19 protein-coding genes and 1 tRNA gene are annotated in these 20,448 nt (G+C 68.8%); 14 read left to right on the top strand and 6 right to left on the bottom strand.

What is annotated here, in order from left to right; genetic code table 11:
* Positions 1-29 precede the first annotated feature (29 nt).
* The 4 genes from rpmG to ACFY8W_RS10490 all read left to right on the top strand — a co-directional run bounded on the left by rpmG (position 30) and on the right by ACFY8W_RS10490 (position 2,296).
* A complete protein-coding gene (rpmG, locus tag ACFY8W_RS10505; protein WP_003956487.1) occupies positions 30-194 on the top strand; it encodes a 50S ribosomal protein L33 in 165 nt (54 codons plus the stop codon).
* Between the two features lie 107 nt (positions 195-301).
* Positions 302-754 (top strand): MaoC family dehydratase N-terminal domain-containing protein, encoded by a 453-nt coding sequence (locus tag ACFY8W_RS10500; RefSeq protein ID WP_391102772.1) that lies wholly within the window; start codon positions 302-304, stop codon positions 752-754.
* A 2-nt stretch (positions 755-756) separates the two neighbouring features.
* Positions 757-1,185, top strand: coding sequence for a MaoC/PaaZ C-terminal domain-containing protein (locus tag ACFY8W_RS10495; RefSeq protein WP_391102769.1), 429 nt, complete (start codon positions 757-759; stop codon positions 1,183-1,185).
* Entirely contained in the window at positions 1,166-2,296 is a 1,131-nt protein-coding gene (locus tag ACFY8W_RS10490) for a UDP-N-acetylmuramate dehydrogenase (RefSeq protein ID WP_391103861.1), read from the top strand. Before ACFY8W_RS10495 ends, ACFY8W_RS10490 begins: the two co-directional genes overlap by 20 nt.
* A 302-nt stretch (positions 2,297-2,598) precedes the next feature.
* On the opposite strand, the gene ACFY8W_RS10485 is transcribed toward ACFY8W_RS10490, so the two are convergent.
* Together ACFY8W_RS10485 and ACFY8W_RS10480 are read right to left on the bottom strand one after the other, a co-directional pair.
* Positions 2,599-3,633, bottom strand: coding sequence for an adenosine deaminase (locus ACFY8W_RS10485; RefSeq protein ID WP_391102767.1), 1,035 nt, complete (start codon positions 3,631-3,633; stop codon positions 2,599-2,601).
* Between the two features lie 146 nt (positions 3,634-3,779).
* Positions 3,780-5,006 carry an aminotransferase class I/II-fold pyridoxal phosphate-dependent enzyme gene (locus tag ACFY8W_RS10480; protein ID WP_391102764.1) on the bottom strand — a complete coding sequence of 409 codons (1,227 nt, stop codon included), beginning with the start codon at positions 5,004-5,006 and terminating at the stop codon, positions 3,780-3,782.
* Positions 5,007-5,243: 237 nt separating this feature from the next.
* On the opposite strand from ACFY8W_RS10480, the gene ACFY8W_RS10475 reads away from it, so the two are divergent.
* From ACFY8W_RS10475 to ACFY8W_RS10430, 10 genes are all read left to right on the top strand, one after another.
* Positions 5,244-5,316, top strand: a tRNA-Trp gene (locus tag ACFY8W_RS10475).
* 105 nt (positions 5,317-5,421) lie between these two features.
* Positions 5,422-5,709 (top strand): preprotein translocase subunit SecE, encoded by a 288-nt coding sequence (secE, locus tag ACFY8W_RS10470; protein WP_382532579.1) that lies wholly within the window; start codon positions 5,422-5,424, stop codon positions 5,707-5,709.
* Between the two features lie 44 nt (positions 5,710-5,753).
* The gene (gene nusG, locus ACFY8W_RS10465; RefSeq protein ID WP_391102761.1) at positions 5,754-6,641 is read left to right on the top strand and encodes a transcription termination/antitermination protein NusG; all 888 of its coding nucleotides are present in this window, start codon (positions 5,754-5,756) and stop codon (positions 6,639-6,641) included.
* Positions 6,642-6,800: 159 nt separating this feature from the next.
* Positions 6,801-7,235: a 50S ribosomal protein L11 gene (gene rplK, locus ACFY8W_RS10460; RefSeq protein ID WP_128980827.1), complete on the top strand. Its 435-nt coding sequence runs from the start codon at positions 6,801-6,803 to the stop codon at positions 7,233-7,235.
* 78 nt (positions 7,236-7,313) lie between these two features.
* Positions 7,314-8,042, top strand: a complete 729-nt coding sequence (rplA, locus tag ACFY8W_RS10455) for a 50S ribosomal protein L1 (protein ID WP_391102759.1) — start codon at positions 7,314-7,316, stop codon at positions 8,040-8,042.
* 166 nt (positions 8,043-8,208) lie between these two features.
* On the top strand, positions 8,209-9,132 hold the full coding sequence (locus ACFY8W_RS10450; protein WP_391102757.1) for a hypothetical protein: 924 nt from the start codon (positions 8,209-8,211) through the stop codon (positions 9,130-9,132).
* Between the two features lie 257 nt (positions 9,133-9,389).
* Positions 9,390-9,920: a 50S ribosomal protein L10 gene (gene rplJ / locus ACFY8W_RS10445; RefSeq protein ID WP_389204828.1), complete on the top strand. Its 531-nt coding sequence runs from the start codon at positions 9,390-9,392 to the stop codon at positions 9,918-9,920.
* Between the two features lie 112 nt (positions 9,921-10,032).
* Positions 10,033-10,419 (top strand): 50S ribosomal protein L7/L12, encoded by a 387-nt coding sequence (rplL, locus tag ACFY8W_RS10440; protein WP_391102754.1) that lies wholly within the window; start codon positions 10,033-10,035, stop codon positions 10,417-10,419.
* A gap of 545 nt (positions 10,420-10,964) precedes the next feature.
* Complete coding sequence (gene rpoB / locus ACFY8W_RS10435; protein WP_391102752.1) at positions 10,965-14,447, top strand: DNA-directed RNA polymerase subunit beta; 3,483 nt, start codon at positions 10,965-10,967, stop codon at positions 14,445-14,447.
* A 98-nt stretch (positions 14,448-14,545) separates the two neighbouring features.
* On the top strand, positions 14,546-18,445 hold the full coding sequence (locus ACFY8W_RS10430; protein ID WP_391102750.1) for a DNA-directed RNA polymerase subunit beta': 3,900 nt from the start codon (positions 14,546-14,548) through the stop codon (positions 18,443-18,445).
* A 78-nt stretch (positions 18,446-18,523) separates the two neighbouring features.
* On the opposite strand, the gene ACFY8W_RS10425 is transcribed toward ACFY8W_RS10430, so the two are convergent.
* From ACFY8W_RS10425 to ACFY8W_RS10410, 4 genes are all read right to left on the bottom strand, one after another.
* Complete coding sequence (locus ACFY8W_RS10425; protein WP_391102747.1) at positions 18,524-18,787, bottom strand: hypothetical protein; 264 nt, start codon at positions 18,785-18,787, stop codon at positions 18,524-18,526.
* On the bottom strand, positions 18,774-19,007 hold the full coding sequence (locus tag ACFY8W_RS10420) for a hypothetical protein (protein ID WP_391102745.1): 234 nt from the start codon (positions 19,005-19,007) through the stop codon (positions 18,774-18,776). The genes ACFY8W_RS10425 and ACFY8W_RS10420 overlap by 14 nt, the downstream gene beginning before the upstream one ends.
* Positions 19,008-19,053: 46 nt before the next feature.
* Positions 19,054-19,965, bottom strand: a complete 912-nt coding sequence (locus ACFY8W_RS10415) for a peptidoglycan-binding protein (RefSeq protein ID WP_391102743.1) — start codon at positions 19,963-19,965, stop codon at positions 19,054-19,056.
* A 92-nt stretch (positions 19,966-20,057) separates the two neighbouring features.
* Entirely contained in the window at positions 20,058-20,441 is a 384-nt protein-coding gene (locus ACFY8W_RS10410; RefSeq protein ID WP_391102741.1) for an ATP-binding protein, read from the bottom strand.
* Positions 20,442-20,448: the final 7 nt, after the last annotated feature.

Below are 20,448 nucleotides of genomic sequence, written 5' to 3'. Positions count from 1 at the left end.
CGTCCATCCGTCCGTCAAGGAGCACTCACGTGGCTGCCACCGACGTCCGCCCGAAGATCACGCTGGCCTGCGTGGAGTGCAAGGAGCGGAACTACATCACCAAGAAGAACCGGCGTAACAACCCGGACCGTCTTGAGATGAAGAAGCACTGCCCTCGCTGCAACTCGCACACGGCGCACCGCGAGACGCGCTAAACAGGCTCGTACACGAGGCCGTCCCCAGCCGGGGACGGCCTCGTGTCGTTTACCCGCACCATTCTCAGCAGGACCAGCAAGCAGGACCAGCAGGAGGTATCGAGGCCATGGCGCTCGACCAGTCCTTCGTGGGCCGGACCTATCCGCCCACCGCGCCGTACGAGGTCGGCCGCGAGAAGATCCGCGAGTTCGCCGAGGCGATCGGGGACGCGAATCCCGCGTACACCGACCAGGAGGCCGCCAAGGCCCTCGGTCACCCCGACGTCGTCGCCCCGCCGACCTTCGTCTTCGCGATCACCTTCAAGGCCGCCGGCCAGGTGATCGAGGACCCGCAGCTGGGCCTCGACTACAGCCGCGTCGTGCACGGCGACCAGAAGTTCGCCTACACCCGGCCGGTGCGCGCCGGTGACCGGCTCTCGGTGACCAGCACCATCGAGGCGATCAAGTCCCTCGCGGGCAACGACATCCTGGACATCCGCGGCGAGGTCCACGACGAGACCGGCGAGCACGTCGTCACCGCCTGGACCAAGCTCGTCGCCCGCGCCCCCGAGGAGGCCTGACCGTGACCGCGAAGATCGCCTACGACGAGGTCGAGGTCGGCACCGAACTGCCCGCGCAGACCTTCCCCGTGACCCGCGCCACGCTCGTGAGGTACGCCGGTGCCTCGGGTGACTTCAACCCGATCCACTGGAACGAGAAGTTCGCCCGGGAGGTCGGCCTGCCCGACGTCATCGCCCACGGCATGTTCACCATGGCCGAGGCGGTCCGCGTCGTCACCGACTGGGCCGGCGACCCGGCCGCCGTCGTCGAGTACGGCGTCCGCTTCACCAAGCCGGTCGTCGTGCCGAACGACGACGAGGGCGCCCTGGTCGAGGTCTCGGCGAAGGTCGCCGCGAAGCTGGACGACGGCCGGGTGCGCGTCGACCTCACGGCCACCAGCGCCGGGCAGAAGGTGCTCGGCATGAGCCGGGCTGTGGTCAAGCTCGCCTGAGCCCACGAACGACGCGGGCCCCTTCCGTACGGGAGGGGCCCGTACCCTTGTGCCCGTGCAGCTTCTCCACGACGCCCCCCTCGCGCCCCTGACCACCTTCCGGCTCGGCGGGCCCGCCACGCGGCTCGTCACGGCCACCACGGACGACGAGGTGATCGCCGCGGTCCGCGAGGCCGACGCCTCCGGGACTCCGCTGCTCGTCATCGGCGGCGGTTCCAACCTGGTCATCGGCGACAAGGGCTTCGACGGCACCGCCCTGCACATCGCCACCCGCGGCTTCTCGCTCGACGGGACCCGCCTGGAGCTCGCCGCGGGCGAGGTGTGGACCGACGCCGTCGCGCGGACCGTCGAGGCCGGGCTCGCCGGGATCGAGTGCCTGGCCGGGATCCCCGGATCGGCGGGCGCCACGCCGATCCAGAACGTGGGCGCCTACGGGCAGGACGTCTCCGCCACCGTCACGGAGGTCGTCGCGTACGACCGCAGGGCCGAGGAGACGGTCACGCTCACGAACGCCGAGTGCGCCTTCTCGTACCGGCACAGCGTCTTCAAGGACCAGCCCGACCGCTACGTCGTGCTCCGGGTCCGCTTCGGGCTCGAGGACGCCGAGGGCCTGTCCGCGCCGATCGCGTACGCGGAGACCGCCCGGGCCCTCGGTGTCGAGGCTGGCGACCGGGTGCCCCTGGACCGGGCGCGGGAGACGGTCCTGAAGCTGCGCGCCGGCAAGGGCATGGTCCTGGACCCGGAGGACCACGACACGTGGTCGGCCGGCTCCTTCTTCACCAACCCGATCCTCACCGCCGAGCAGCACGAGGCCTTCCTCGCGCGCGTGGCCGAGCGCCTCGGCGCCGACGCCGTGCCGCCCGCCTACCCGGCGGGGGAGGGCCTGACCAAGACCTCCGCGGCCTGGCTGATCGACAAGGCCGGCTTCACCAAGGGCTACGGCTCCGGGCCGGCCCGCATCTCCACCAAGCACACCCTCGCCCTCACCAACCGTGGCGAGGCCACCACCGAGGACCTGCTCGCGCTCGCCCGCGAGGTCGTCGCGGGCGTCCGGGACGCCTTCGGGGTCACGCTCGTCAACGAGCCGGTGACCGTCGGCGTCGAGATCTGAGGCCCGCGCCCCGGCACCGGCCCCCACAAGCCCGTCGAGGGCCTCGCCGACCACCTCCGCGCCGAACAGCGGCGCGGCGGGATCGACGCCGCCGACGACGGCGCCGTGACCCGCGGGCCGCGGCCGCGCTCCTCCTCGGGGCCTGCGCGCAGCGCGCCTTCGCGTACGACATGACCTCGGACGCCCGGCCGCCGCAGGACCTCGACACCTCCGCCCGCCCGATCGCCCGCACCCTGGTGCGCGGGCTCGGCTGACGCCGGGCCCGGCCGACGCGGCCCGGGCGGCGCGGCCCGGGCGGCGCGTCAGCCGACCGGCGCCGCCAGCCAGTCGTCGATCCCCGACAGCAGCTTCTCCCTGATGTCCTCCGGCGCCGCCGAGCCGCGCACCGACTGCCGGGCCAGCTCCGCCAGCTCCTCGTCCGTGAAGCCGTGGTGCCGGCGGGCGATCTCGTACTGGGCGGCCAGCCGCGAGCCGAAGAGCAGCGGGTCGTCCGCCCCCAGGGCCATCGGCACGCCCGCGTCGAAGAGGGTGCGCAGCGGCACGTCCTCCGGCTTCTCGTACACGCCGAGCGCCACGTTGGACGACGGGCACACCTCGCAGGTGACCTGGCGCTCCGCGAGCTTGCGCAGCAGCCGCGGGTCCTCGGCCGCCCGTACGCCGTGCCCGACCCGTGCCGCCCGCAGGTCGTCCAGGCAGTCCCGCACGGACGAGGGGCCGGTCAGCTCGCCGCCGTGCGGCGCCGCGAGCAGGCCGCCCTCGCGGGCGATGGCGAAGGCCCGGTCGAAGTCGCGGGCCATGCCGCGCCGCTCGTCGTTGGAGAGGCCGAAGCCGACCACGCCCCGGTCCGCGTACCGCACCGCGAGGCGGGCGAGCGTGCGCGCCTCCAGGGGGTGCTTCATGCGGTTCGCCGCGACCAGCACCCGCATCCCGAGCCCGGTCTCGCGCGAGGCCGTGTCGACCGCGTCCAGGATGATCTCCATGGCCGGGATCAGCCCGCCGAGCAGCGGCGCGTACGAGGTCGGGTCGACCTGGATCTCCAGCCAGCCGGAGCCGTCCGCCACGTCCTCCTGGGCCGCCTCGCGCACCAGGCGGCGGATGTCCTCGGGCTCGCGCAGGCAGGAGCGGGCGATGTCGTAGAGCCGCTGGAAGCGGAACCAGCCCCGCTCGTCCGTGGCCCGCAGCCTCGGCGGAGTGCCGCTGCTCAGCGCCTCGGGGAGGTGCACCCCGTACTTGTCGGCCAGTTCGAGGAGGGTCGTGGGCCGCATCGAGCCCGTGAAGTGCAGGTGCAGGTGGGCCTTGGGCAGCAGACTGAGGTCGCGGTGAAGAAGGTGCTCCATTGGCCGATCCTGCCTTACCCGAATGGACGAATACAGTCCGTTTCCCCGATCGGGACCTTGCTAGAACGTGAGAACGGGCCCCCGGTTCCGGAGAACCAGGGGCCCGCACCCACCGAGCAAGGTTGCCAGGCGGTCGGTCGATCCCGTCAGTCGCGCGCCTCGGCGAGCAGCTTCTGGATCCGGGACACGCCCTCCACCAGGTCCTCGTCGCCCAGCGCGTACGACAGCCGCAGGTAGCCCGGCGTGCCGAAGGCCTCGCCCGGGACGACCGCGACCTCGGCCTCGTCCAGGATCAGCGCGGCCAGCTCGACGGAGCTCTGCGGGCGCTTGCCGCGGATCTCCTTGCCCAGCAGCGCCTTCACCGACGGGTACACGTAGAACGCGCCCTCCGGCGTCGGGCAGAGCACGCCCTCGATCTCGTTGAGCATCCGCACGATCGTCTGGCGGCGGCGGTCGAAGGCCCTGCCCATCTCCGCGACCGCGTCCAGGTCGCCCGAGACGGCGGCGAGCGCCGCGACCTGCGCCACGTTGGAGACGTTGGAGGTGGCGTGCGACTGCAGGTTGGTCGCGGCCTTCACGACGTCCTTCGGGCCGATGATCCAGCCCACGCGCCAGCCCGTCATCGCGTACGTCTTCGCGACGCCGTTCACGACGATGCACTTGTCGCGCAGCTCCGGCAGGACCGCCGGCAGCGAGGCGGCGGTGGCGCCGCCGTACACCAGGTGCTCGTAGATCTCGTCGGTGAGGACCCACAGACCGTGCTCGACGGCCCAGCGGCCGATCGCCTCGGTCTCGGCCTCGCTGTAGACGGCGCCGGTCGGGTTCGACGGCGAGACGAAGAGGACGACCTTGGTCCTCTCCGTGCGCGCGGCCTCCAGCTGCTCCACCGACACCCGGTAGCCGGTGGTCTCGTCGGCCACGACCTCCACCGGGACACCGCCGGCGAGGCGGATCGACTCGGGGTAGGTCGTCCAGTACGGGGCCGGGACGATGACCTCGTCGCCCGGGTCGAGGATCGCGGCGAACGCCTCGTAGATGGCCTGCTTGCCGCCGTTGGTCACCAGGACCTGGGAGGCGTCGACCTCGTAGCCGGAGTCGCGCAGCGTCTTCGCGGCGATCGCGGCCTTGAGCTCGGGCAGACCGCCGGCCGGCGTGTAGCGGTGGTACTTCGGGTTCTTGCAGGCCTCGACGGCCGCCTCGACGATGTAGTCCGGCGTCGGGAAGTCGGGCTCACCCGCGCCGAAACCGATGACCGGTCGCCCGGCGGCCTTGAGGGCCTTGGCCTTGGCGTCGACGGCGAGGGTGGCGGACTCGGAGATCGCACCGATCCGGGCGGAGACCCGACGCTCGGTGGGAGGGGTAGCAGCGCTCATGCGGCCATCGTCCCAGACCCCGTCCGGGCCCGGCACACAGGTTTCACGGAGCGGACAGGACCGGTCATTCCCGGTCGTACACCCGGTGCGGACGGCCCGCGGAGGCCCTTTCCGAGGCCCCTGTGGCAGGTCGGAGCCGTTTCTGTTCGACGTAGGGGCCCAAGACCACGTACACTCACTGCTCGTTGGCCCCGCACCGACCACATCTCACGATGCGGTAGGTTGGGGAAGCCACAAAGGGTCGTAGCTCAATTGGTAGAGCACCGGTCTCCAAAACCGGCGGTTGGGGGTTCAAGTCCCTCCGGCCCTGCTACACACACCACCAGGTTGTGTGCGCATGTACGTACTCCTTGCACCGCCGTGCGGCTCCATTCCGGGCGCGGCACGGCCACGACCCGGAATCAGGTGAGACATCGTGACGGATGCCGTAGGCTCCATCGACATGCCTGACGCCGAGGACGCAGCTCCCGAGTCGAAGAAGAAGGCCCGGAAGGGCGGCAAGCGCGGTAAGAAGGGCCCTCTGGGCCGCCTCGCGCTCTTCTACCGCCAGGTCATCGCGGAACTCCGCAAGGTCGTCTGGCCGACTCGCAGCCAGCTGACGACGTACACCACTGTGGTGATTGTCTTCGTTGTCATCATGATCGGTCTCGTGACCGTGATTGACTATGGCTTCCAGGAAGCAGTCAAGTACGTCTTCGGCTGACTTTTTGTTCCACCCCATCTGTAGCGCAGGAAGAAGCAGCCACCGTGTCTGACGCGAACCTGAACGACGCCTTCGAGTCCGAGTCCGTCGAGGACGAGCTGGACATCGTCGAGGCGGCCGACGAGGAGCAGGCCGAAGCTGCTGACGCCGAATTCGGCGAGGTCGAGGAGACCGACGCCGAGGACGACGGCACCGAGGTCGCCGACGTCGAGGCCGCCGAGGAGGAGGCCGAGGAGTCGGAGGAGTCCGACGAGGCGGCCGAGGCCGGGCTCGCGGACGAGGAAGAGGCCGAGGAGGCCGAGCCCGCCGCTCCGGTCGACCCCATCGCCGCGCTCCGCGAGGAGCTGCGCACGCTCCCCGGCGAGTGGTACGTGATCCACACCTACGCGGGCTACGAGAAGCGCGTGAAGGCCAACCTCGAGCAGCGCGCCGTCTCGCTGAACGTCGAGGAGTTCATCTACCAGGCCGAGGTTCCCGAGGAAGAGATCGTCCAGATCAAGAACGGCGAGCGCAAGAACGTCCGGCAGAACAAGCTGCCCGGTTACGTGCTCGTCCGCATGGACCTGACGAACGAGTCCTGGGGCGTCGTCCGCAACACGCCCGGCGTCACCGGCTTCGTGGGCAACGCCTACGACCCGTACCCGCTGACCCTGGACGAGATCGTCAAGATGCTCGCCCCGGAGGCCGAGGAGAAGGCCGCCCGCGAGGCCGCCGAGGCCGAGGGCAAGCCGGCTCCGGCCCGCAAGGTCACCGTCGAGGTCCTGGACTTCGAGGTGGGCGACTCGGTCACCGTCACCGACGGCCCCTTCGCGACCCTCCAGGCGACGATCAACGAGATCAACGCCGACTCGAAGAAGGTCAAGGGCCTCGTCGAGATCTTCGGTCGCGAGACCCCGGTCGAGCTCAGCTTCGACCAGATCCAGAAGAACTGACGCACGAAGTTTCCGGACAGGTCAGAGGGGCTGCTACAGCCCCTCTGACCTGCTCGGTTTTTGGACGCGCAGCTATACCCGTTATCGTTGTGCGGTATGCCTCCATCCGGATGACCGGATGGATCGGCTGAAAACTCTCACTAGGACCCGGAGAGAGCTATGCCTCCCAAGAAGAAGAAGGTCACGGGGCTTATCAAGCTCCAGATCAACGCCGGTGCGGCCAACCCGGCCCCGCCGGTCGGCCCCGCGCTGGGTCAGCACGGCGTCAACATCATGGAGTTCTGCAAGGCCTACAACGCCGCGACCGAGTCGCAGCGTGGCTGGGTGATCCCGGTGGAGATCACGGTCTACGAGGACCGTTCCTTCACCTTCATCACCAAGACCCCGCCGGCCGCCAAGATGATCCTCAAGGCCGCGGGCGTGGAGAAGGGCTCCGGCGAGCCGCACAAGACCAAGGTCGCCAAGATCACCGAGGCGCAGGTCCGCGAGATCGCCACCACCAAGATGCCCGACCTCAACGCCAACGACCTGGACGCCGCCGCGAAGATCATCGCCGGCACCGCCCGTTCCATGGGCATCACGGTCGAGGGCTGATCAGCCCCGTAGTCCTTCAGTGGCAGGGCCAGCGCCGGCCCGCACCACGACTCCATACCTGAACCAACAGGAGCAGCAGTGAAGCGCAGCAAGTCCCTCCGCGCTGCGGACGCCAAGATCGACCGGGAGAAGCTCTACGCCCCGCTCGAGGCCGTCCGTCTCGCCAAGGAGACCTCCACCACCAAGTTCGACGGCACCGTCGAGGTGGCCTTCCGTCTGGGCGTCGACCCGCGCAAGGCCGACCAGATGGTCCGTGGCACCGTGAACCTTCCGCACGGCACCGGTAAGACCGCCCGGGTCCTGGTCTTCGCGACCGGTGACCGTGCCGAGGCCGCGATCGCCGCGGGCGCCGACATCGTCGGTTCCGACGAGCTCATCGACGAGATCTCCAAGGGCAACCGCCTGAACGAGTTCGACGCCGTCGTCGCCACCCCGGACCTCATGGGCAAGGTCGGCCGCCTCGGCCGCGTCCTCGGCCCGCGTGGTCTCATGCCGAACCCGAAGACCGGCACCGTCACCCCCGATGTCGCCAAGGCTGTCAACGACATCAAGGGCGGCAAGATCGAGTTCCGCGTCGACAAGCACTCGAACCTGCACTTCATCATCGGCAAGGTGTCCTTCGACGACGCCAAGCTGGTGGAGAACTACGGCGCGGCCCTGGAGGAGATCCTCCGTCTGAAGCCGTCCGCCGCCAAGGGCCGCTACATCAAGAAGGCCGCCATCACCACCACGATGGGCCCCGGCATCCCGGTCGACCCGAACCGCACCCGCAACCTCCTCGTCGAGGAGGACCCGGCCGCGGTCTGAGCCTGACCGGCTCAGGAGCCCTGTGACGGGGCTCCAGCGTCCTGAAATCGCCCCCCGGGCCTCTACGGAGGCCCGGGGGGCGATTTCTCGTTACGGGGCTGTCGGCGCCCTGCGTTACGGTGCAACGGGGACGAGAACGACCGAAGACCACGAGGGGTGGGGACTCATGAGCATGTCCGCATGGAAGCGCGCAGGCGTCGCACTGACGGCCACGGCCGTCGTCACGGGTGTGGCCGGCTGTCAGGACGGCGACGCCAAGAGCGCGGCGGAGGCGCCCGCCAAGGCGGCCGCGCAGGGCCTGGAGGACGTGACGAAGGCCCTCACGGCCGCGTTCGAGAAGACGTCGGCCGCCAAGTCGGCCAAGGTCAGCATGACGATGAGCGTGGAGGGCGCCGGCCCGGGGGCCGGCACCGTCACGATGACCGGCGTCCAGGGCTGGGACCCCGCGGCACTGGACATCACCATGAAGGGCTCCATGCTGGGCGCGGGCAACCCCGAGGCCCCCGAGCAGGTCCGCATGGTCATGCGTGACAACGTCATGTACATGGACATGGGCGCCGAGGCCGCCGCCAAGATGGACGGCAAGCGCTGGATGAAGATCGACATGAAGGCCGCCGCGGAGGCCACCGGCGACAAGAGCCTGCGCAAGCAGATGACCGGCGGCCTGGAGAACATGAACCAGGACCCGGCCCAGCAGCTCGCGCTGCTCCTGGACTCCCCGAACCTGAAGCACGTCGGTGCCGAGAAGGTCAACGGCATGGAGACCGAGCACTACAAGGGCACGCTCACCTTCGAGCAGATGCTCAAGGCCAACAAGTCCTCGAAGCTCCTCTCCAAGGAGCAGTACGACGAGCTCGTGGCCAACGTGAAGAAGGCCGGTCTCAAGGGGTACGACACCGAGGTCTGGGTCACCGAGGACGGTTACCCGGCCCGTATGGACGTCGGCATGACCATGGACCAGGGCACGGTGCACATGCGGGCGGACTACACCGACTACGGGGCCAGGGCCACCGTCCAGGCGCCGCCGGCCGAGGACACCGTCGACCTGTTCAAGATGCTCCAGGACGCGGACAGGGCCGCCCAGGGCTGATTTGCCCCCGGCCGTCCCCGTCACGTACTCTTCCGAGGAAGCCAAAGACCGCTGGTCGTCGCTGCGCCCTGATGGGCGTGGTGGCCGAAGGATTCGCTGAGAGATGCGAGCGACCCGCGCAGGTGACACTGGAGAGTTCCCGGATCGGATTCGTCTGGTTCGGTCGAACAGAGCCCCGTGCGCCTGCGCCCGGGGCGTTTTCGTTTGTACAGCCCCTTCTGAGCGGTCCTCATCACCCGGAAGGAGGCTGACGCACTATGCCGACGCCCAACAAGGCTGCATCGGTGGCCGAGCTCAAGGACGCGTTCCAGAGCTCCAACGCCGTCGTGCTGACCGAGTACCGGGGTCTCACCGTGGCGCAGCTCAAGACGCTGCGCCGTTCTCTCGGTGAGAACGCCCAGTACGCCGTGGTGAAGAACACGCTGACCAAGATTGCGGCCAACCAGGCTGGGATCACCTCGCTCGACGACCAGTTCGCTGGTCCGACGGGTGCCGCCTTCATCACCGGTGACCCGGTGGAGTCGGCGAAGGCTCTGCGTGACTTCGCCAAGGAGAACCCGAACCTCATCATCAAGGCCGGTGTCCTTGACGGTAAGGCTCTCTCCGCCGACGACATCAAGAAGCTTGCGGACCTCGAGTCCCGCGAGGTTCTGCTCAGCAAGCTGGCCGGTGCCTTCAAGGGCAAGCAGTCCCAGGCTGCCTCGCTCTTCCAGGCGCTGCCGTCGAAGCTCGTCCGCACCGTGGACGCGCTGCGCGCCAAGCAGGCCGAGCAGGGCGGTGCCGAGTAATTCGGCTCGCTTTCTGACCCGCACCACTAGGCGCGGGTCGCAGCGGGCCGACGTACGCCCGCCTCACCCAGTACATCCGGCACCTGCCGAATAAGTGGAAGGATCGCCCATCATGGCGAAGCTCACCCAGGACGAGCTGCTTGCCCAGTTCGAGGAGATGACCCTCATCGAGCTCTCCGAGTTCGTGAAGGCCTTCGAGGACAAGTTCGACGTCACCGCCGCCGCTGCCGCGCCGGTCGTCGTTGCCGGCGGTGTCGCCGGTGGTGGCGCCGAGGCCGTCGAGGAGAAGGACGAGTTCGACGTCATCCTCACCGGCGCCGGCGACAAGAAGATCCAGGTCATCAAGGTCGTGCGCGAGCTGACCTCCCTGGGTCTGAAGGAGGCCAAGGACCTCGTCGACGGCACCCCGAAGCCGGTCCTCGAGAAGGTCAACAAGGAGGCCGCTGACAAGGCCAAGGAGGCGCTCGAGGGCGCCGGTGCCGCCGTCGAGGTCAAGTAACACCTCGTCGCGTCAGCGACTCTCCTGTTGAGCGTGTAACGCTCGCAGCGTGAAAGGCGATCATCCATCTGGGTGGTCGCCTTTCGGCGTTCCCGGAGACGGCGTGGCGGCCGTCGTACGGGGCTCCGGAAGCGGAGTAAGGTGATCTTCGCCGTGCGCCGCGCAGGGGCGGGGGCCTTGACGAACCGCACGCAGCGCGCAATTCTCAGGACGCGTCGTCACAACGATCCGATTCCGAGGCATGGATCGACGACCGAACGGGCAGTATCGAGGTGCGCCGCACGGCGCGAGGTACCGCGGAGTTGAGAACAACGAGGGTCGCGAAGAACACGCCCTGGACATCAGTGGGCCAAGTGGCTACACTGACCCTTTGCGCTGCCTGTTAGCTGTCCCCTGCCCGTCACTAGGGGCATACCCTCGCATCCGCTTCGCTGGTCGACCCGCTCTGACCTGGCCTTTCGGCCATATCGGGAATCGTCTTCCACGGGGCTCCGCAAGGGACCGGTACGCGCGCAGTGAGTCCGAGCCCTCGGAAGGACCCCCTCTTGGCCGCCTCGCGCAACGCCTCGACCAATACGAACAACGGCGCCAGCACCGCCCCGCTGCGCATCTCCTTTGCAAAGATCAAGGAGCCCCTCGAGGTTCCGAACCTCCTCGCGCTCCAGACCGAGAGCTTCGACTGGCTGCTCGGCAACGCCGCGTGGAAGGCTCGCGTCGAGGCCGCCCTTGAGTCGGGACAGGACGTCCCCACGAAGTCCGGTCTGGAGGAGATCTTCGAGGAGATCTCCCCGATCGAGGACTTCTCCGGGTCGATGTCGCTGACCTTCCGCGACCACCGCTTCGAGCCGCCGAAGAACTCGATCGACGAGTGCAAGGACCGTGACTTCACCTACGGTGCCCCGCTCTTCGTCACCGCCGAGTTCACGAACAACGAGACCGGCGAGATCAAGTCCCAGACGGTCTTCATGGGCGACTTCCCGCTCATGACGAACAAGGGCACCTTCGTCATCAACGGCACCGAGCGTGTCGTCGTGTCGCAGCTCGTCCGTTCGCCCGGTGTCTACTTCGACTCCTCGATCGACAAGACGTCCGACAAGGACATCTTCTCCGCCAAGATCATCCCGTCCCGGGGTGCCTGGCTGGAGATGGAGATCGACAAGCGCGACCTCGTCGGTGTGCGCATCGACCGCAAGCGCAAGCAGTCCGTGACCGTCCTCCTCAAGGCGCTCGGCTGGACCACCGAGCAGATCCTGCAGGAGTTCGGCGAGTACGAGTCCATGCGCGCCACCCTGGAGAAGGACCACACCCAGGGCCAGGACGACGCGCTGCTCGACATCTACCGCAAGCTCCGTCCGGGCGAGCCGCCGACGCGCGAGGCCGCCCAGACGCTGCTCGAGAACCTGTACTTCAACCCGAAGCGCTACGACCTCGCGAAGGTCGGCCGCTACAAGGTCAACAAGAAGCTCGGGGCCGACGAGCCGCTGGACGCGGGTGTCCTCACCACCGACGACATCATCGCCACGATCAAGTACCTGGTGAAGCTGCACGCCGGCGAGACCGAGACGGTCGGCGCCAGCGGCACCGAGGTCGTCATCGAGGCCGACGACATCGACCACTTCGGCAACCGTCGTCTGCGCAACGTCGGCGAGCTCATCCAGAACCAGGTCCGTACGGGTCTCGCCCGTATGGAGCGCGTCGTGCGCGAGCGCATGACCACCCAGGACGTCGAGGCGATCACGCCGCAGACCCTGATCAACATCCGGCCGGTCGTCGCCTCCATCAAGGAGTTCTTCGGCACCAGCCAGCTGTCGCAGTTCATGGACCAGAACAACCCGCTGTCGGGTCTGACGCACAAGCGTCGTCTCTCGGCGCTGGGTCCCGGCGGTCTGTCCCGTGAGCGGGCCGGCTTCGAGGTCCGAGACGTGCACCCGTCCCACTACGGACGCATGTGCCCGATCGAGACCCCCGAAGGCCCGAACATCGGTCTGATCGGTTCGCTCGCCTCGTACGGCCGGATCAACCCCTTCGGCTTCATCGAGACGCCGTACCGCAAGGTCGTCGACGGCCAGGTCACCGACGAGGTCGACTACGTCACCGCCGACGAGGAGGACCGCTTCGTCATCGCCCAGGCGAACGCGACCCTCGACGAGAACCTCCGCTTCACGGAGAACCGCGTCCTGGTCCGCAAGCGTGGCGGCGAGGTCGACTACGTCGAGCCGTCCGAGGTCGACTACATGGACGTCTCGCCGCGCCAGATGGTGTCGGTCGCGACCGCCATGATCCCCTTCCTCGAGCACGACGACGCCAACCGTGCCCTCATGGGCGCGAACATGATGCGCCAGGCCGTTCCGCTCATCAAGGCGGAGGCCCCGCTCGTCGGCACCGGCATGGAGTACCGCTGCGCCACCGACGCCGGCGACGTGCTCAAGGCCGAGAAGGACGGTGTCATCCAGGAGCTGTCCGCGGACTACATCACCGTGGCCAACGACGACGGCACCTACATCACGTACCGCCTGGCCAAGTTCTCCCGCTCGAACCAGGGCACCTCGGTCAACCAGAAGGTCGTCGTCTCCGAGGGCGACCGCGTGATCGAGGGCCAGGTCCTGGCCGACGGTCCCGCCACCGAAGAGGGCGAGATGGCCCTCGGCAAGAACCTGCTCGTCGCGTTCATGCCGTGGGAGGGTCACAACTACGAGGACGCGATCATCCTGTCGCAGCGCCTCGTGCAGGACGACGTCCTCTCCTCGATCCACATCGAGGAGCACGAGGTCGACGCCCGTGACACCAAGCTCGGCCCCGAGGAGATCACCCGGGACATCCCGAACGTCTCCGAGGAGGTCCTCGCCGACCTCGACGAGCGCGGCATCATCCGCATCGGTGCCGAGGTCGTCGCCGGCGACATCCTGGTCGGCAAGGTCACCCCGAAGGGTGAGACCGAGCTGACCCCGGAGGAGCGCCTGCTCCGCGCGATCTTCGGTGAGAAGGCCCGTGAGGTCCGTGACACCTCGCTGAAGGTCCCGCACGGCGAGACCGGCAAGGTCATCGGCGTCCGCGTCTTCGACCGCGAGGAGGGCGACGAGCTTCCCCCCGGCGTGAACCAGCTGGTCCGCGTCTACGTCGCCCAGAAGCGCAAGATCACCGACGGTGACAAGCTCGCCGGCCGTCACGGCAACAAGGGTGTCATCTCCAAGATCCTGCCCATCGAGGACATGCCGTTCCTCGAGGACGGAACTCCGGTCGACATCATCCTCAACCCGCTCGGTGTCCCGTCCCGAATGAACCCGGGACAGGTCCTGGAGATCCACCTCGGCTGGCTCGCCAGCCGCGGCTGGGACGTCTCCGGCCTCGCCGACGAGTGGGCGCAGCGCCTCCAGGCCATCGGCGCCGACCAGGTCGCCCCCGGCACCAACGTCGCCACCCCGGTCTTCGACGGTGCGCGTGAGGACGAGCTCGCGGGTCTGCTCCAGCACACCATCCCGAACCGCGACGGCGAGCGCATGGTGCTCCCGTCCGGCAAGGCGCGCCTGTTCGACGGCCGCTCCGGCGAGCCGTTCCCGGACCCGATCTCGGTCGGGTACATGTACATCCTCAAGCTCCACCACCTGGTCGACGACAAGCTGCACGCCCGCTCGACCGGCCCGTACTCGATGATCACCCAGCAGCCGCTGGGTGGTAAGGCCCAGTTCGGTGGTCAGCGCTTCGGTGAGATGGAGGTGTGGGCGCTCGAGGCTTACGGCGCCGCCTACGCCCTCCAGGAGCTGCTGACGATCAAGTCCGACGACGTCACCGGCCGCGTGAAGGTCTACGAGGCCATCGTCAAGGGCGAGAACATCCCTGAGCCCGGCATCCCCGAGTCCTTCAAGGTGCTCATCAAGGAGATGCAGTCCCTGTGCCTCAACGTGGAGGTGCTGTCCTCGGACGGCATGTCCATCGAGATGCGCGACACCGACGAGGACGTCTTCCGCGCTGCGGAGGAGCTCGGCATCGACCTGTCCCGGCGCGAGCCGAGCAGCGTCGAAGAGGTCTGACGGGAGTCCGGCGGGGGGCTCAGCATGAGCCCCCCCCCGGCCCCAGGACCCCCGTATCAGACCCACAGCCTTACAACCCTGAGAGGGATTGACGCATAGTGCTCGACGTCAACTTCTTCGACGAGCTCCGGATCGGTCTGGCCACCGCTGACGACATCCGTCAGTGGAGCCACGGCGAGGTCAAGAAGCCGGAGACCATCAACTACCGCACCCTGAAGCCCGAGAAGGACGGACTCTTCTGCGAGAAGATCTTCGGTCCGACCCGGGACTGGGAGTGCTACTGCGGCAAGTACAAGCGCGTCCGCTTCAAGGGCATCATCTGTGAGCGGTGTGGCGTCGAGGTCACCCGCGCCAAGGTGCGCCGTGAGCGGATGGGCCACATCGAGCTGGCCGCCCCCGTCACGCACATCTGGTACTTCAAGGGCGTTCCGTCGCGTCTGGGCTACCTGCTCGACCTCGCCCCGAAGGACCTGGAGAAGGTCATCTACTTCGCGGCGTACATGATCACGTACGTCGACGACGAGCGCCGTACGCGCGACCTGCCCTCGCTGGAGGCGCACGTCTCCGTCGAGCGCCAGCAGATCGAGAACCGCCGCGACTCCGACCTGGAGGCCCGCGCCAAGAAGCTCGAGTCCGACCTGGCCGAGCTCGAGGCCGAGGGCGCCAAGGCCGACGTGCGCCGCAAGGTGCGCGAGGGCGCCGAGCGCGAGATGAAGCAGCTCCGCGACCGCGCGCAGCGCGAGATCGACCGCCTCGACGAGGTGTGGAACCGCTTCAAGAACCTCAAGGTCCAGGACCTGGAGGGCGACGAGCTCCTCTACCGCGAGCTGCGTGACCGCTTCGGCACGTACTTCGACGGCTCGATGGGTGCCGCGGCGCTGCAGAAGCGCCTCGAGTCCTTCGACCTGGAGGAGGAGGCGGAGAAGCTCCGCGAGATCATCCGCACCGGCAAGGGCCAGAAGAAGACCCGTGCGCTCAAGCGCCTCAAGGTCGTCTCCGCGTTCCTGCAGACCGCGAACAGCCCCAAGGGCATGGTTCTCGACTGCGTGCCGGTCATCCCGCCGGACCTGCGTCCGATGGTGCAGCTCGACGGTGGCCGCTTCGCGACCTCCGACCTGAACGACCTGTACCGCCGCGTGATCAACCGCAACAACCGTCTGAAGCGTCTGCTCGACCTCGGTGCCCCCGAGATCATCGTGAACAACGAGAAGCGGATGCTCCAGGAGGCGGTCGACGCCCTCTTCGACAACGGCCGTCGTGGTCGCCCGGTCACGGGCCCCGGCAACCGTCCGCTGAAGTCCCTCAGCGACATGCTGAAGGGCAAGCAGGGTCGATTCCGTCAGAACCTGCTCGGCAAGCGTGTGGACTACTCCGCGCGTTCCGTCATCGTCGTCGGCCCGCAGCTCAAGCTGCACCAGTGCGGTCTGCCGAAGGCCATGGCGCTCGAGCTCTTCAAGCCGTTCGTGATGAAGCGCCTGGTCGACCTGAACCACGCGCAGAACATCAAGTCGGCCAAGCGGATGGTCGAGCGCGGCCGCACGGTCGTGTACGACGTCCTCGAAGAGGTCATCGCCGAGCACCCGGTTCTGCTGAACCGTGCCCCCACGCTGCACCGCCTCGGCATCCAGGCCTTCGAGCCGCAGCTGGTCGAGGGCAAGGCCATCCAGATCCACCCGCTCGTCTGCACCGCGTTCAACGCGGACTTCGACGGTGACCAGATGGCCGTCCACCTGCCGCTCTCCGCGGAGGCGCAGGCCGAGGCCCGCATCCTGATGCTGTCCTCGAACAACATCCTCAAGCCCGCCGACGGCCGTCCGGTGACGATGCCGACCCAGGACATGGTCCTCGGTCTGTTCTTCCTCACCACCGACGGCGAGCTGCGTGACGTCAAGGGCGAGGGCCGCGCGTTCGGCTCCACGGCCGAGGCGATCATGGCGTTCGACGCCGGCGAGCTGTCGCTGCAGTCGCAGATCGACATCCGCTTCCCGATCGGCACCGTTCCGCCGCGCGGCTGGGTCCCCCCGGTCGCCGAGGAGGGCGAGCCGGAGTGGCAGCAGGGTGACTCGTTCCGCCTGCGGACGACCCTGGGCCGCGCGCTCTTCAACGAGCTGCTGCCCGAGGACTACCCGTTCGTCGACTACTCGGTCGGCAAGAAGCAGCTCTCCGAGATCGTCAACGACCTCGCCGAGCGCTACCCCAAGGTCATCGTGGCGGCGACGCTCGACAACCTGAAGGCGGCCGGCTTCTACTGGGCGACCCGTTCCGGCGTCACCGTCGCCATCTCGGACGTCGTCGTCCCCGAGGCGAAGAAGGAGATCGTCGCCGGGTACGAGGCTCAGGACGAGAAGGTCCAGAAGCAGTACGAGCGCGGTCTGATCACCAAGGAAGAGCGCACGCAGGAGCTCATCGCGATCTGGACCAAGGCGACCAACGAGGTCGCCGAGGCGATGAACGCGAACTTCCCCAAGACGAACCCCATCTTCATGATGGTTGACTCGGGTGCCCGAGGAAACATGATGCAGATGCGGCAGATCGCCGGTATGCGTGGTCTGGTGTCGAACGCGAAGAACGAGACCATCCCGCGTCCCATCAAGGCCTCGTTCCGCGAGGGCCTCTCCGTGCTCGAGTACTTCATCTCGACCCACGGTGCCCGTAAGGGTCTGGCCGACACCGCCCTGCGTACCGCCGACTCGGGTTACCTGACCCGTCGTCTGGTGGACGTCTCGCAGGACGTGATCATCCGCGAGGAGGACTGTGGCACCGACCGCGGTCTGAAGCTGCGGATCGCGGCCAAGGACGAGGCCGGCGTGCTGCGCAAGGCCGAGGACGTCGAGACCAGCGTGTACGCGCGCTGCCTCGCCGAGGATGTCGTCGTCGACGGCAAGGTGCTGGCCCCGGCCGGTGTCGACCTCGGTGACGTGCTCATCGAGCAGCTCGTCAACGCGGGCGTCGAGGAGGTCAAGACCCGCTCGGTCCTGACCTGTGAGTCCGCCGTCGGCACCTGCGCCATGTGCTACGGCCGCTCGCTGGCCACCGGCAAGCTGGTCGACATCGGTGAGGCGGTCGGCATCATCGCCGCCCAGTCCATCGGTGAGCCCGGTACCCAGCTGACGATGCGTACCTTCCACACCGGTGGTGTGGCCGGTGACGACATCACCCAGGGTCTGCCGCGTGTCGTCGAGCTCTTCGAGGCCCGTCAGCCCAAGGGTGTCGCCCCGATCTCCGAGGCGGCCGGTCGCGTCCGCATCGAGGAGACCGAGAAGACCAAGAAGATCGTCGTCACCCCGGACGACGGCACCGACGAGACGGCCTTCCCGATCTCGAAGCGTGCCCGTCTGCTGGTCGGCGAGGGCGACCACGTCGAGGTGGGCCAGAAGCTCACCGTGGGTGCCACCAACCCGCACGACGTGCTGCGCATCCTCGGCCAGCGCGCGGTCCAGGTCCACCTGGTCGGCGAGGTCCAGAAGGTCTACAACTCGCAGGGCGTGTCGATCCACGACAAGCACATCGAGATCATCATCCGGCAGATGCTGCGCCGTGTGACGATCATCGAGTCCGGTGACGCCGAGCTGCTGCCGGGCGAGCTCGTGGAGCGCTCGCGCTTCGAGCAGGAGAACCGTCGCGTGGTCCAGGAAGGCGGCCACCCGGCCTCCGGCCGTCCGCAGCTGATGGGTATCACCAAGGCCTCGCTGGCGACGGAGTCCTGGCTGTCGGCCGCCTCCTTCCAGGAGACGACCCGAGTCCTGACGGACGCGGCGATCAACGCCAAGTCCGACAGCCTCATCGGGCTCAAGGAGAACGTCATCATCGGTAAGCTCATCCCGGCCGGTACGGGTCTGTCCCGCTACCGCAACATCCGGGTCGAGCCGACCGAGGAGGCCAAGGCCGCGATGTACTCGGCCGTCGGCTACGACGACATCGACTACTCGCCGTTCGGCACCGGCTCCGGCCAGGCCGTTCCGCTGGAGGACTACGACTACGGTCCGTACAACCAGTAAGGCGTACTAGCGCGAAAGAAGGGCGGCACCCCGCGAGGGGTGCCGCCCTTCGGCGTTCACGGTGTCCGCTTCCCGGATTCAGCGACCGGCCAGTTCCCAGGCCGCGAGCAGCACACCGGCGCTCGCCGTGAGCGCGGCCACCGAGGCCAGGGGCCAGCGGGTGCGCTCCAGGGCGTCGAGCCGGGACTCGTGGTCGGCGAGCTGCTTGTCGGTCTGGTCGCTGCGCTGGACGAGCAGCGCGAGGGAGCCGTCGACCCGGGCGAAGCCGGCCTCGAGCGTTCCGCGCAGCCGTTCCAGTTCGAGTGCCACCGCCACGGGGTCGTTCGGGTCAGGCTCGGTCATCGGCCGCCTCCGGGGTGACCCGCAGCCAGGAGGGCAGCAGGGCCTGGAAGGCCGGGAAGGCCATGACCCGGGTGAGGGCGCCGGCGACGGCGAGGGCTCCCGCGACCCAGGGGAGGGTCGCGGGGATGCCGGAGGCGTCGACGATCGCCGGCAGCACGACGGCGATGCCGACGGCGGTCTGCACGATCGTGCGGATCGTGCGCTTGGCGGCTTCGGACATGGGTGGTTCTCCTTGCGGTGGGCGTGGGGGAGTGATGCGAGGGGGGCTACTTCACGTACGGGACCTTGAGCGCGTTCCAGGAGGCGGCGCCCGGCCAGCCGTCGGCGTCGGAGCCGCGGAAGCCGAGCTTGCGCTGCCAGGCGGCGTACGACTGGCGGTCGGCCTCGGACCAGCGCGGGCCGGGGCCCACCTGGTAGCGGCCGCAGCCTTCGGCGACCAGCCGGCGGCCCATCGCGGTGACGACGGGGGAGCTCGGGGTGGTCCGGAAGAAGGCGGTCCCGGGGAAGGGCTGGTAGCGCGGTGCGGCCGGCTTGGCGGGCGCGGTCGGCTTGGCGGCCGGGGCCTTGCCGAGCCGCTTCTGCACTCGGTCGCGCATGCCCGGCATGCCGAAGCCGCGCGGGTCGTTCTTCCAGTCGGACCACTCGGAGTGGCCGATGACGGACTTGGCGCCCCAGCCGTGGGCGCGGCAGAGCGCCGCCGACACCCGCTCGATGGCGTCGAGCTGTTCGGCCGGCCAGGGGTCGCTGCCGTTGCCGAGGTTGACGCACTCGAAGCCGTAGAAGCGGGAGTTGCCGTCGACGGCACCGGCGCTGCCCTGGTGCTCGCGCGGCAGCGGCGGCCGTACCCCGTACGTCTCGCTGATCACGGCCTGGAGGACGGACGGGTCGCCGCCGCCGGCGTGGTTGGCGCGGCCGGCGGAGACCAGGTGGACGGTGCCGTCCTTGGCGATGACGCCGTGGCACAGCGGGCCGGGCAGGCCGGCGTAGCCGTCGTAGCAGAGCTCGACGGTGTGCGCGGTGCCGCTGGAGACGGTGTGGTGGATCATCACACCGGTCACGGGCCCCCAGGCGCCGGCCTGGTTGCGGTTGTGGGTGCGCCAGCCGTCGTGCTCGACGACCTTGACGCCTTCGGCGCGGAGCGCGGCGACGAGCCGGTCCGCGGAAAGGGGGGCTGCCATGTGTGTCCTCCGGGCAGGGATTCCGGGCATGAGAAAACCCCGGCCGGTTCTTCTCGGCGCGGGGCGGGCGTACGGGGGCGCTGGGCCGTGGGTTACGGGGCGGGCGCCGGCTCCGGAACCGGGGCCCAGGTCGCGCAGAGCGCGGCGTAGGCGGCCCGGCGGGACTCGAAGTCGGCGAGGGCGGCGGTGACGGCCCGCTGGACGGCGGTCGGGTCCGGGACGGCGGGGACGCCGTTCTGCGCGGGCACGACGACGAGGCCGTGACCGCGCAGCACGGCGTCGCCGTCACCGTGCTCGGTGAACTCGGCGGTGACGTACACCGACGGGTACTGCCCGGTGACCGGGTCGCGCTCCAGGGCGTAGCCCAGGCTGCTGTCGTAGACGCGGACGGCGAGGGTGTGGCTGTTCTCGGTGACGGTGGCGCGGCCCGCGTAGTCGATGGCCACGCCCCACGGCTGGGTGGGGTCGATGTTCATGGGGTGC

The organism is Streptomyces sp. NPDC012637 (genome assembly GCF_042954805.1).
GTDB lineage: Bacteria > Actinomycetota > Actinomycetes > Streptomycetales > Streptomycetaceae > Streptomyces.
The sequence above is the reverse complement of the archived record's forward strand: the minus strand, read 5'-3'. Positions and strand labels throughout refer to the sequence as shown.